Source organism: Streptomyces sp. CLCI03, assembly GCF_053615355.1.
Map to the genome: position 1 here is coordinate 750,528 of NZ_CM132132.1, position 13,088 is coordinate 763,615.

At 72.2% G+C, this 13,088-nt stretch carries 9 protein-coding genes; 7 read left to right on the plus strand and 2 right to left on the minus strand.

Annotation, left to right across the window (positions count from 1 at the left end; genetic code table 11):
* Complete coding sequence (locus tag ACWG52_RS03465; RefSeq protein ID WP_453127753.1) at positions 1 to 2,910, plus strand: NHLP bacteriocin export ABC transporter permease/ATPase subunit; 2,910 nt, start codon at positions 1 to 3, stop codon at positions 2,908 to 2,910.
* Between the two features lie 57 nt (positions 2,911 to 2,967).
* Here the strand turns inward: ACWG52_RS03465 and ACWG52_RS03470 are convergent, their stop codons facing one another.
* The gene (locus ACWG52_RS03470; protein ID WP_389801630.1) at positions 2,968 to 3,708 is read right to left on the minus strand and encodes a hypothetical protein; all 741 of its coding nucleotides are present in this window, start codon (positions 3,706 to 3,708) and stop codon (positions 2,968 to 2,970) included.
* 202 nt (positions 3,709 to 3,910) lie between these two features.
* Here ACWG52_RS03470 and ACWG52_RS03475 point away from each other — a divergent pair, with 202 nt between their 5' ends.
* The 6 genes from ACWG52_RS03475 (at position 3,911) to ACWG52_RS03500 (ending at position 11,097) form a co-directional block, all read left to right on the plus strand.
* A complete protein-coding gene (locus ACWG52_RS03475; RefSeq protein WP_390138393.1) occupies positions 3,911 to 4,747 on the plus strand; it encodes a M15 family metallopeptidase in 837 nt (278 codons plus the stop codon).
* A gap of 153 nt (positions 4,748 to 4,900) precedes the next feature.
* Entirely contained in the window at positions 4,901 to 5,815 is a 915-nt protein-coding gene (locus ACWG52_RS03480; protein ID WP_453129034.1) for a cyclase family protein, read from the plus strand.
* Between the two features lie 133 nt (positions 5,816 to 5,948).
* Complete coding sequence (locus ACWG52_RS03485) at positions 5,949 to 7,529, plus strand: GMC oxidoreductase (RefSeq protein WP_453127756.1); 1,581 nt, start codon at positions 5,949 to 5,951, stop codon at positions 7,527 to 7,529.
* Positions 7,530 to 7,743: 214 nt separating this feature from the next.
* Positions 7,744 to 8,538: an SDR family oxidoreductase gene (locus ACWG52_RS03490; protein WP_389803277.1), complete on the plus strand. Its 795-nt coding sequence runs from the start codon at positions 7,744 to 7,746 to the stop codon at positions 8,536 to 8,538.
* 31 nt (positions 8,539 to 8,569) lie between these two features.
* Positions 8,570 to 10,057, plus strand: coding sequence for a cytochrome ubiquinol oxidase subunit I (locus ACWG52_RS03495; protein ID WP_389801625.1), 1,488 nt, complete (start codon positions 8,570 to 8,572; stop codon positions 10,055 to 10,057).
* The gene (locus ACWG52_RS03500; RefSeq protein ID WP_389801623.1) at positions 10,054 to 11,097 is read left to right on the plus strand and encodes a cytochrome d ubiquinol oxidase subunit II; all 1,044 of its coding nucleotides are present in this window, start codon (positions 10,054 to 10,056) and stop codon (positions 11,095 to 11,097) included. The genes ACWG52_RS03495 and ACWG52_RS03500 overlap by 4 nt, the downstream gene beginning before the upstream one ends.
* Positions 11,098 to 11,128: 31 nt before the next feature.
* Here the strand turns inward: ACWG52_RS03500 and ACWG52_RS03505 are convergent, their stop codons facing one another.
* Complete coding sequence (locus ACWG52_RS03505) at positions 11,129 to 12,970, minus strand: glycoside hydrolase family 15 protein (protein WP_453127759.1); 1,842 nt, start codon at positions 12,968 to 12,970, stop codon at positions 11,129 to 11,131.
* Positions 12,971 to 13,088: the final 118 nt, after the last annotated feature.

The following is a 13,088-nucleotide window of genomic DNA, read 5'->3' on the forward strand; positions in this document are numbered from 1 at the left end:
GTGACGTACGCGCACCACACCACAGCCACCGGCACGGCCACCGCCACCGGCCCGTCGGGCGGGGCGCCTGACCCCGTCGTCGCCGCTCTGGGGGCGCTGGGTACGCCCGTCGACTGCGCGGGGGTGGGCAGCCTCCCCCTGGAAGGGCCGCTCGTCCTGTGGCTGGTCGTGGAGGGCGCGCTGGACCTGTTCGCCGTGGACGCCGCGCAGTCGGGGCACTGGCACTTCCTGGGCCGGCTGGAGCCGGGCACGCTGCTGCTCGGTCCGGCCGAGGGCCCGGACCACACCCTGGTCGGCCGCCCCCTGCAGGGCTGCCGGCTGCGCCGCGTCGAACTGCGGGAGCTGCGACGCACGCAGTACCCGCAGTACCCGCAGTACGGGGCCGGGTTCCACGCCGGACCGTGGCACACCGACGGCGGGCAGGACGGCGCGGCCGCCGCGGGACGGCCGAGCCCGCTGGAGGACGCCTTCGCGCGCGGCATCGGACGCGGTCTGCGCGTGCTCTACGAGGCGCCGCTGGACGGCACCGCCACCACCGGGCACGGCAGGGCCGACGACGACATCCTGTGGATGCGGATCACCCCCGGCAGCGTCCAGTACGGCGCCTTGTACGAGGCGGAGGCGGTCGGCACCCTCCTCGTCGACGCGGCGATGTGGCAGGGCATGGTCGACCAGCAGTACCGGCTGCTGTACGCCCTCGACGGCTGGATCGAACAGCTCGAACGCGCGCACGAGGACCGTACCGCGGCCGGGATCGAGGCGGGCCGGGCCGCCCGCACCCAGGCGGACCGGACCCTCCTGGCGTCCATCGTCCGCTCCGGCGGCCGGAACCCCCACCGGGGCGGGGACGTCGACGCGACCCTCGCCGCGTGTCGCCTCGTGGCCGGCGCGGCCGGCATCACCCTGACCGCCCCGGGCGAGTCGGGCACCACCACCGAGCAGGTGGATCCCGTCGAACGCATCGCGCTCGCCTCGCGGATCCGTACCCGCGCGGTCGCTCTCGGCGGGCGTTGGTGGCGGGAGAACAGCGGGCCGTTGGTGGGCCGACGCGCGAAGGACGGCGCGCCCGTGGCCCTGCTGTGGCGACGCGGCGGCTACGAGGCGGTCGACCCCGCCACCGGCCGGCGCGAGCGCGTCGACAGCGGCGACGCCGCCGCCTTCGAAGCGCGCGCCGTCATGCTGTACCGCCCCCTGCCCGAGGGGCGGGTGGGTCTGCCCGCGCTGCTCCGCTTCAGCGTGCGCGGCACCTTCCCCGAGCTGCGCGGCCTGCTGCTGGGCGGGCTGGTCGCGGTGGTGCTGGGCGCCCTGGTGCCGGTCGCCACCGGTCAGGTCCTCGGCCGGTACGTCCCGCAGGGCGAGACCGGCCTGATCGTGCGGACCGGGGTGGCGCTGGGCGCGACCGCCGTGGTCTCGGCCGTCTTCATGCTGCTGCAGAACACCTCCCTGCTCCGCATGGAAGGCCGGATCGAGGCCACCTTGCAACCGGCCGTGTGGGACCGGCTTTTGCGGCTGCCGGCGACGTTCTTCGCCGGTCGCTCCACCGGCGAGCTGGCCGGCGCGGCGATGGGCATCAGCGCGATGCGCCGCGTGCTGTCCGGCATCGGCCCGGTCTGCGTACAGGCGGGCGCGGTCGGCGCGGTGAGTCTCGTGCTGCTGCTCGTCCACAGCGTGCCGCTGGCACTGGCGGCGCTGGCCATGCTCGTCGTCATCGCGGTGGTCTTCCTGGGCCTGGGGCTGTGGCAGTTGCGGTACGAGCGCCGGCTGAACACGCTCGGCCTGCGGCTGGGCAACCAGGCCTTCCAGACCCTGCGGGGCCTGCCCAAGCTGCGCGTCGCCGCGGCCGAGAGCTTCGCGTACGCGGCCTGGGCACGGGAGTTCGCCCGTACCCGTGACCTGCACCAGCGGATCGGGCGGACCCAGAACGTCCTCACGGTCCTGGGCGCCGTCCACCTACCGCTGTGCACGCTGGTGATGTTCGTACTGCTGGCCGGCCCGGCCCGCGGCGCCATGTCCGCCAGTGAGTTCCTCACCTTCAGCACCGCGCTGACGATGCTGCTGTCGTCGGTCACGCAGGTGACCGGGGCGCTCCTCTCGGCCGCCGCGGTGCTGCCGATGTTCGAGCAGATCCGGCCGCTCCTGCGGGAGATCCCCGAGGTGGACGGCGGCAGTACCCGCCCGGGGGAGCTGACCGGTGCCGTCGAGGCCAAGAACCTGTCCTACCGCTACGCCGACGACGGCCCGCTCGTGCTCGACGACATCAGCCTGCGGATCGGGCCGGGCGAGTTCGTCGCGATCGTCGGCGCCAGCGGCTGCGGCAAGTCGACCCTGTTGCGCCTGCTCATCGGCTTCGACCGGCCCGTCTCGGGCGGTGTGCTGTACGACGGCCAGGACCTGGCGGCGCTCGACCGGGCGGCCGTACGCCGCCAGTGCGGGGTGGTGCTGCAGAACGCCCAGCCGTTGACCGGCTCGATCCTCGACTGCATCCGTGGCGCCGGGACGTTCTCATCGGAGGAAGCCTGGGAGGCGGCCGCGATGGCGGGCCTCGCGGAGGACATCAAGGCCATGCCGATGGGCATGCACACCATCCTGTCCGACGGGGGCGGGACCGTCTCGGGCGGTCAGCGCCAGCGGCTGATGATCGCCCAGGCCCTCATCCGAAAGCCGCGCGTGCTCTTCCTCGACGAGGCGACCAGCGCGCTGGACAACGAGGCCCAGCGGGTGGTCATCGAGTCCACGCGCGCCTTGCGGGCCACCCGCCTGGTGATCGCCCATCGGCTCTCGACGGTCCTGGACGCCGATCGGGTGATCGTGATGTCGGAGGGCCGGATCGTGCAGCAGGGCCCGCCCGCCGAGCTGCTGGCCGACACGACGGGTCTCTTCCACGGGCTGGTCCGTCGGCAACTGCGTTGACGCCCGACACCCGCCTGCGACCTCGACGGCTCCGCCGGCCGATCGGGCCGGCGCCGGTCACCGGAGCTGGTTCAGGTCGACCGAGTCGGCGGGCGCCGGGGGTGTGGCCTTGACGGGCTCGTCGAAGGCGGAGAAGGTGGCCGCCACCCGCTCGCCGGACGTGTCGGTGCCCTGGACCCGCAACAGGTACGGCTCGTCCTCGGTGGAGACCTGGTACGTGCCCGTCCTGCCGTCGCGTCGGCTGGTGACCGTGATGGCGGGGTGGCCGTCGACGGTCGTCCGGGCGCCCTTGACCAGCTGTTCGCTCGGCGGCTTCGAGGAGAACTCCTTCTTGAAGAAGTCCAGGTCGCAGAGCTGGGCGAAATCGCGCAGCTGCACGCTGTCCGTGGTGCCGTGCAGGTAGCGGCCGTTGATGAGGGCGACCGCGTCCTCCCCCGCGGGGCCCGGTGCCTGGGCCCTGAGCAGGGACTCGTCGAGCTTCATCCAGACGTCGTCGCCGCGTTTGACGATGTCGGCCGATCCCGTGCCGCCGGGAGGCGTGACGGTGCCGACGCAGTTGCCCTGCTCGTCGAACCGGAGATCGAGAGCGGTGGTGCCGGACGTGTTGGTCACCTTGCCCACCATGCGCATGGAGGTGACCCCGGCCATGGCCTCCCGCGAGGCCTGGGCGATGGCCTGGGGGCTGTCGTCGGCGATGCCGTTGTCGTCGGCTCGGGCCACTCCCCCGCTCGTGAGCACCAGCAAGCAGGCGGCTCCGACGGTCACGCGGCGGGCTGCCGCCGCCCTGGGTGCGGACATCGGGCATCACTTCCCTCGGGCTGCGCCGACCGGCGGCGGTCGGCGCCGCTCCGCCGGCGCGGCCGGTCACCTGATCAGCGTAGGACGGCGTCGCGGTGGGCGCAGTTCGGGTGAGTTCGGCCGGACCCGGCCGGGACGGGTCCCGTGTCGGGCAGCATGGTGCCCGATCATGTCCCCCGCAGCACCGCCGATGGAGGGTCCGATGACCGGTTCCACGTCCTTACCGCCGACGAGGGCACGTCTCGCCGCGGCCGTCACGGCCGCCGTCACCGCGCTCATGACGGCCGGGGCCGCCACCGCCGGGGCGAGCGCGCCGCCGCCGGAGGCGAAGGCTCCGAGCGCGTTCGTGGCGCTGAGCGCGGTCGACCCGACGATCATGCAGGAGATGCGGTACGTGCGTCCGCACAACTTCGTGGGCGAGCCGGTCGACGGCTACCGGCAGCCCGTCTGCCTCCTGACCCGCCCGGCCGCGCAGGCCCTGCACCGAGCACAGACCCATCTGCTGCGCCAGGGGTACTCGCTGAAGGTGTACGACTGCTACCGGCCGCAGCGGGCCGTCGACCACTTCGTACGGTGGGCGCAGGACCTCGGCGACGAGCGGCGGAAGGCGGAGTTCTATCCGCGTGTCGACAAGTCCCGGCTGTTCGAGGACGGCTACATCGCGAAGAAGTCGGGGCACAGCCGGGGCAGCACGACGGACGTGACGCTGGTACGGCTGCCGGCGTTTCCGGCGCCCCGGCCGCGGCCGGGGCAGGAGTCGGTGCCCTGCTACGCGCCCCGGGCGGAGCGGTACCCGGACAACTCGGTGGACATGGGCACGGGTTTCGACTGCTTCGACACGCTGTCGCACACCGACGATCCGCGGGTCCAGGGAGCCCAGCGCGCGAACCGGGACCTGCTGAGGTCGACACTGGCGGCGGAGGGGTTCGTCAACCTGCCCGAGGAGTGGTGGCACTTCACGCACAAGCCGGAACTGTTCCCCGACACCTACTTCGACTTCCCCGTCGCCTACCGGTCGGTGTCCGGACACCGCCCCTGAGGCCGCCGCGCGCCGGTACGGGCGCGCGCGGACGCGGCTGTCGGGATGCAGGGGACGCGGGGGCGGCGGACAGTGGAGGCGGGGCCTTCGGCAGACCGGGAGACCCGCGTGACGGATGACGACCCGACGCCCGACCGGACGGTGTCGCCTTTCATGACGGAGGCGGCCTTCCGGTCCCTGCACGCCGAGCTGCGCCGGCAGGCGTCCACCCACGCGGAGCACCGGCGCGGAGCCCTCGCCCACCTGACCTCCGAACGGGTGGTCGCGGCCGCCGCCGGCGTGCGTCACGGGCGCACCCTGTCACTGGCGGCCCCGATCGAGACCCGGCCGGGGCCGGACGATCCGCAACCCGCCGTCTACCGGCTGACCGCCCCGACCCCGCCCGAGACCGGGACCCCGGGGGTGCACTTCGCGCTGGACCGGTTCGCCATGAACGTGCACGGGGACGCCCACAGCCATCTCGACGCCCTGTGTCACGTCGTGTTCGACGGCGAGCTCCACGAGGGCATCCCGGAGAGCCGGCTGGCGGCGGGCGGGGCCCGCGGGATCACCTTGGACCTGGTGCGGGACGGGATCGTCGGCCCCGGGCTCCTGCTGGACGTCCCGCGGCTGCGCGGGGTTCCCTGGCTGGAGCCCGGTGACTTCGTGGGCGTCGACGACCTCCTGGCGGCCGAGGAGGCCCAGGGCGTGCGGATCGGTCCGGGTGACCTGCTGCTCGTACGGGTCGGGCACCGGCGCCGGCGCCAGGAGAGGGGCGCGTGGGACGCGGCGCACTCCCGGGCCGGCCTGCATCCGGCGTGCATGCGGCTGCTGGCCGAGCGGCAGATCGCCGTCCTCGGCTCGGACGGCAACAACGACACGGCCCCGAGCCCGGTGCCCGGTGTCTCCTTCCCCGTGCACGTCCTGGCCCTGCACGCCCTGGGCATGCACCTGATGGATTACCTGGACCTGGACGAGCTGTCCGACGCCTGCGCGGGGCTCGGGCAGTGGCGGTTCCTGTGCACGGTGGCGCCGCTACGGCTGCCGGGGGCCACGGGCTCCCCGGTGAACCCGATCGCCGTCCTGTGACCCCCGCGGCCGGTGTCCGGCTCCCCCATCCCCGGGTGCCGCACCGGCGGGGGGGCGGTTACGTTCGAAAGGGGACCCTGCCGCGACCGGCCCGCCCGGGCGGCGGCACCGCGAGCCGAGGACGGTGATCCGGTTGAACGACGCTCCGCACTACGACGTCATCGTCATCGGAACGGGGGCGGGTGGCGGCACGCTCGCCCACCGGCTCGCCCCGTCCGGCAAGCGGGTGCTGATCCTCGAACGCGGCGGATATCTCCCCCGCGAACGCGACAACTGGGACTCCACGGCGGTGTTCGTCAAGGGGAAGTACCGGGCTCCCGAGTTCTGGTTCGACCGGCACGGCCGCGAGTTCCCGCCCGAGGTCAACTACTACGTCGGCGGCAACACCAAGTTCTACGGCGCGGCGTTGTTCCGGCTGCGCCCGGAGGACTTCGGTGAGCTGCGCCACCACGACGGGATCTCCCCGGCCTGGCCGATCCGGTACGAGGACCTGGAGCCGTACTACACCCAGGCGGAGCACCTGTACCGGGTGCACGGCCGGCACGGCGAGGACCCCACGGAGGGGCCGGCGAGCGCCCAGTACGCCCACCCGCCGGTGGAACACGAGCCGCGGATCCAGCAGTTGAGCGACGACCTGGAGAAGCAGGGCCTGCACCCCTTCCACCTGCCGATCGGGGTGGACCTGGTCCAGGACGCGGCCGGCCGGGCGACCCCGTCCAGCGTCTGCATCCGCTGCAACCGCGTGGACGGCTTCCCGTGCCTGGTGCGCGGCAAGTCGGACGCCCAGGTGATCTGTGTGGAGCCCGCGTTGGAGCATCCGGGCGTCGAGATGGTCACCCACGCCCACGTGGTGCGGCTGGAGACCGACCCGACGGGGCGCACGGTCAGCTCGGTCGTCGCCCGCCTCGAAGGCGGCGAGGAGGTCCGGTTCTCCGCCGACCTGGTGGTCGTGGCCTGTGGCGCGGTCAACTCGGCGGCGCTGCTGCTCGCTTCGGCGAACGACCGGCACCCGCGGGGGCTGGCGAACAGCTCGGACGTGGTCGGGCGGCACTACATGCGCCACAACAACCTGGCCCTGATGGCGGTCTCCAGGGAACCGAACGACACGCAGTTCCAGAAGACCCTGGCCCTGCACGACTGGTACCTGGGCGCCGACGACTGGGACTACCCGCTCGGCGGGATCCAGATGCTCGGCAAGTCGGACGCCGAGCAGATCCACGGCGAGGCCCCGCGCTGGGCCGGCGCGGTGACCCCCGACATGCCCTTCGAGGTGATGGCCCACCACGCCGTGGACTTCTGGCTGTGCGGGGAGGACCTGCCGCTGCCCGACAACCGCGTCACCCTGGACGGCGACGGCCGCATCCACCTCGCGCTCGACGAGTCCCACAACACGGCCGGGCTGAAGCGGCTGCGGCACAAGCTCCAGAAGATGCTGGGCAACCTCGGCATGCACGAGCACCACCTGCTGGACCACAGCCTCTACCTGCACAAGGGCATGCCGATCGGGGCGACCGCGCACCAGGCCGGCACCGTACGGTTCGGCACCGACCCGGCGTCGTCGGCCCTGGACCTCAACTGCAAGGCGCACGACCTGGACAACCTGTACGTGGTCGACACGAGCTTCTTCCCGAGCATCGGCGCGGTCAACCCGTCGCTGACGGCCATCGCGAACGCCCTGCGGGTCGGCGACCACCTCCTGGAACGCATGGGCTGACCCCTGCCTCGGGACACCGCCGACCGGGCGAAGATCCTGGTCCGGGTGGCGCAACGCGGAGCGCAGGGGGCCGCCGCGCCCCGGACACGGTGATTTGGTGACGCCGGACCCGCCGGGGTGCCGTCACCCCCGACGGCACGGGGTGGCGGTGCGAAGGAGGCAGTCCGCCGTGAGTTCCACCGAGGGCGTTCCCCGGGGTGTGATCCCCGCGCACCTGCTCCGGGGCCAGAAGGCACTGGTGACGGGTGCGAACTCCGGGATCGGCAAGGCCACGGCGATCGGCCTGGGCCGGGCCGGCGCGGACGTGGTCGTGAACTACGTGGCCGGACGGGAGGAGGCCGAGAAGGTCGTCGAGGAGATCGCCTCCTTCGGGGTGCGTGCGGCGGCGTACGAGGCGGACGTGTCCGACGAGGCCCAGGTCGTGGCCATGACGGAACGCATGGTCGAGGAGTTCGGGACGATCGACATCCTCGTCGCCAACGCCGGACTCCAACGCGACGCCGCCTTCACCGAGATGACCCTCGCCCAGTGGCAGAAGGTCATCGACGTCAATCTGACCGGGCAGTTCCTGTGCGCCCGCGAGGCGACGAAGGAGTTCCTGCGGCGCGGGGTCGTCCCGGAGGTCTCCAGCTCCGCCGGCAAGATCATCTGCATGAGCTCGGTGCACCAGATCATCCCCTGGGCCGGGCACGTGAACTACGCCTCCTCCAAGGGTGGTGTGCAGATGATGATGGAGACCCTGGCCCAGGAGCTCGCCCCGAAGAAGATCCGTGTCAACGCGATCGCCCCCGGCGCGATCCGGACGCCCATCAACCGCAGCGCCTGGGACACGGAGCAGGCCGAGCAGGACCTGCTCAAGCTGATCCCGTACGGCCGGGTCGGCGATCCGGCGGACATCGCCCACGCGGCCGTCGGTCTCGCCTCCGACCTCATGGACTACGTGGTGGGCGCCACGCTCTACGTGGACGGCGGCATGACCCTCTTCCCGGGCTTCGCCACCGGCGGCTGACCTCCATCCGCGCAACCCCGGGGAGGGACGCATGCACACCACGCTCCACCTGCTGGCGGAGGCACCGCCGCAGATGCTTCCGGCCCGCTCGCTCATGGCCTTCACGCTCGCCTCGCACATCATCCTGGTACCCATGGGCGTGGCGCTGCCGCTGATCACCCTGATCATGCACGGCTACGGGCTGCGGCGCGGCGACGCGACCGCGCTGCTGCTGGCGCGCCGCTGGTCGGCGGTCATGGCGGTGCAGTTCGCCATCGGCGTCGTCACGGGCACCGTCCTGTCCTTCGAGTTCGGCCTGCTGTGGCCGGGGCTGATGGGCCGGTGGGGCGACGTGTTCGGGATCGGCTTCGGCGTCGAGGCCTGGGCCTTCTTCCTGGAAGCCGTCCTCATCGCGATCTACCTCTACGGATGGCGCCGGCTGCCCGCCCGGACCCACTTCCTGCTCGGGCTGCCGCTACCGGTGACGGCGCTGCTGGGTGCCTTCGGCATCCTGGCGGCCAATTCCTGGATGAACACGCCCCAGGGCTTCTCCCTGGACTCCGAGGGCAACCCCGTGGACGTGGACGTCCGCAAAGCGATCTTCACGCCCATGTTCGGTCCGCAGTACTGGCATTTCGTCGTGGCGATGCTGGTGACCGCCGGGTTCGTGGTGGCCGGCGTGTACGCCACCGGCTGGCTGCGCGGGCGCCGCGACCGCTACCACCGCCTCGGTTTCACCGTGCCGTTCACGGTCGCGGCCGTGTTCACCCCCGTCCAGTTCATGCTGGGCGACGCCATCGCCCGGGCGGTGTTCCAGAAGCAGCCGGTGAAGTTCGCGGCGATGGAGATCGTCTGGAACACCGACACGCACGTCCCGGAGTACCTCTTCGGCCGCCTCCACCCGGACGGGACCGTCACCGGCGGCATCAAGATCCCCCAACTCGACTCCATCCTGGCCGGCTTCAGCCCCGACACCGAGGTCCACGGGCTGGCGACCGTACCTGCGGAGAACCGGCCCACCGTCGCCCAGGCCACCCTCATCCACTGGACCTTCGACATCATGGTGGGCATCGGCTCGGTGCTCCTGCTGCTGGTCGTCTGGTACGCGTTCGTCTGGTGGCGCCGCCGCCGGCTGCCCGCCTCCCCGTGGTTCTACCGCAGCGCGGCCTGCGCCGGCGTGGCCAGCGTCATCGCCGTCGAGTGCGGCTGGATCACCACCGAGGTGGGCCGCCAGCCGTGGATCGTCTACGAGAACATGCGGGTCGCCGAGGCGGTGACCGGAGCCCGCTCCAGCTCCTTGTGGACCATGTTCGGGCTGGTCGTCGTCGTGTACGTCTTCATCTTCGGCTCGTTCCTGGCCGTACTCCTGAAGATGCGCACCCGATGGCGCCTGGACGACGAACGAAGGGCCGAGGCGGGCACGATGGCGACACCGGAGACCGACACCCCCTACGGCCCGCGCTCCGCCGTCGCGGCCGGCGACACCCCCGCTCCGGGGAGCGGCGACGGCACCGCGTCGACCGAGGACGGCAGGCCGTGACCGCCGCCGGTGTGGTCGCCGCCGTCCTGCTCCTCGCGGTGGCCGCCTACACCTGCGCCGGTGGCACCGACTACGGCGCGGGCTTCTGGGACCTGACGGCGGGCGGCGCGGAGCGCGGCAAGCGCCCCCGTTGGCTCATCGACCACGCCATGGCCCCGGTCTGGGAGGTCAACAACGTCTGGCTGATCTTCGTCCTGGTCATCATGTGGACCGGGTTCCCGGTGTTCTTCCAGACCGTGTTCCAGGCGATGTGGCTGCCCTTGGCCCTCGCCGCCATCGGCATCGTGCTGCGCGGCGCCGGTTTCGCGCTGCGCAAACCCACCCGCAGGATCGCCGGACGGCGCGTCTACGGCGCCGTGTTCGCCGTCTCCTCGCTCCTCACCCCGTTCTTCCTCGGCGCCGCCGCGGGCGGGATCGCCTCGGGGCGGGTGGGACCGGGCACCGAGCCGACGGCGCACGCCTGGTTCAACCCGACCTCCGTGTTCTTCGGCCTGCTGGCCGTCGTCGGCACGGCCCTGCTCGGGGCGGTGTTCCTGGCCGCGGACGCCGTCCGCTACGAAGCCCCCGACCTGCACGCCTACTTCCGGCGGCGGGCCCTGGTCGCCCTCGCCGTCTTCGCCGTGCTGGGGGCGGTCACGCTGATCGTCGCCCACGGCGACGCACCCCACCTGTGGCACGGCCTCAGCCACGGCGCCGGGCTCGTCCTCGTCGTCCTGGCCGTCGTGGCCACCCTCGTCACGGCATGGCTGCTGCTGCGCACCTCCGGGGCGTGGTCCCGGCCGGCGGCCGTCGTCCTGATGGCCTCGGCCGTGATCGCGTGGGGCGTGGCGCAGCGCCCGTACCTGATCCCCGGCAGGCTGACGGTGGCCGAGGCGGCGGGGGCGCCCAGCACCCTGCACTGGCTGCTGATCGTGACCGTCGTGGCCGCCGTCCTGGTCTTTCCCGCGGTGGCCTTCCTGTACCGGCTCGACACCCGCGGCGAACTGGAACCCCTCACGGACGCCGACCTGCGCCGGGGCGGCCCGGAGCCCGAGAGCTGACGCACCGCCGGTCGGGGCCCGGGGACACGACCTACGGCGCGGAGCCCCGGTTCAGGGCCGCGTCGAGGGTGATCGCCGCGTCGATGAGGGCGAGGTGGGTGAACGCCTGCGGGAAGTTGCCCAGTTGGCGTCCGGTGAGGTCGATCTCCTCGGAGTACAGGCCCAGGTGGTTGGCGTAGCCGAGCATCTTCTCCAGGACGAGCCGGGCCTGGTCGATGCGTCCTGCCCGGGCGAGTGCGTCGACGTACATGAAGGTGCACAGCGAGAACGTGCCCTCGGAGCCGCGCAGACCGTCCGGCGACGCCTCGGGGTTGTAGCGGTACACCAGGCTGTCGCTGACCAGTTCCTGCTCCATCGCGTCGAGGGTGGAGCCCCACATCGGGTCCTGAGGGGTGAGGAAGCCGACGGTGGGCATGCGCAGGAGCGACGAGTCCAGGACCCGGCTGCCGTAGTGCTGGACGAACGCGCCGCGCCCCTCGTTCCAGCCCTTCTCCATGACCTGTTCGAAGATCCGGTCCCGGGTGGCGCTCCAGTGCTGCGCCGGTGCGGGGCGACCGCTGACGCCGACGAGTCGTAGCGCGCGGTCGAACGCCACCCAGGACATCACGCGACCGTAGGTGAAGTCCTGGGCCCCGCCGCGGGTCTCCCACAGGCCCTCGTCGGCCGAGTCCCAGTGCTCCGCCAGCCAGTCCAGCACGTGGAGCAGGCCTTTCCAGCCGCGGTAGCCGAGGTGGATGCCGTGTCGCTGGGCGAAGGAGATGCTGTCCAGCGCCTCGCCGTAGATGTCCATCTGGAGTTGGGTGGCCGCTCCGTTGCCCATGCGGACGGGCGCCGAGCGTTCGTAGCCCTCCCAGTGGTCCAGGGTCTCCTCCTTGAGGTCGGAGGAGCCGTCGACCGCGTACATGATGTTCAGCGGCCCGGTCTCCCCCTGTTCCCCGGCCCGTTCCTCGATCCGGTCGCCGAGCCACCCGATGAAGGCCTTCGCCTCCTCGGTGAACCCCATGCCGAGCAGGGCGTACACGGAGAACGAGGCGTCCCGGATCCAGGTGTAGCGGTAGTCCCAGTTGCGCTCGCCGCCGAGTTGCTCGGGCAGGCCGGTGGTGGGTGCCGCGACGACCGCGCCGGTGGGGGCGTAGGTCATCAGCTTCAAGGTCACGGCGGAGCGCTCCACGGCCTCGCGCCAGCGGCCGGTGTAGCGGGAGGTGCTCAGCCACTTCCGCCAGTAGTGGATGGTGGCGTGGAAGAGCTCCTCGTACTCGGCGAGGCTTATCTGGCGGGGCGGTCCGTCGGCGGCGGACTCCAGGATCAGCCCGCGCTGCTGCCCCGCCTGCAGGCGCAGGGTGAGGTGCACGTCGTGCTCGCCCGTGAGGACGCGGCCCAGCCGTTCGTCCTCCGGCTCCCTGATGGTGTGCACGGTCAGGTTGGTGCCGTCGGCGGTGAACACCGCCCCGTTCTCGGTGAGGTGCAGCTCGTGCGCCTTGCGCCCGTAGTCGAACCGGGGTGCGATCTCGACGTCGAAGGCCATGCTGCCGCGTACGCAGCGGACCATGCGGACCATGCGGTGTCGTCCGGTGACCGTGGTGCCGGTCAGGGGCATGAAGTCGACGACCTCGCCGGCGCCGGCCTCGGTCATGAAGCGGGTCACCAGGACCGCGGTGTCGGGCAGGTACAACTGCTTGGTCGCGTACGTCGCGTGGGCCGGCCGGACGGTGCAGTGGCCGCCCTTGCCCTTGTCCAGCAGGGCCCCGAACACGCTGGGCGAGTCGAAACGCGGACAGCAGAACCAGTCGACCACTCCGTCGGAGGTCACCAGCGCCGCGGTCTGCAGGTCACCTATCAGGCCGTGGTTCTCGATCAGCGGGTATTCGTCCATCAGGGCGTCCCTTCCAACATGCGTCGCCGCCCGGATCTCGGCCCCCCGATCCAGCGTATGCCGGGCCCGCGACACCGTCCCGCTGAGCCGGGCCCACGGCGTACGGTGTGCGCCGCGG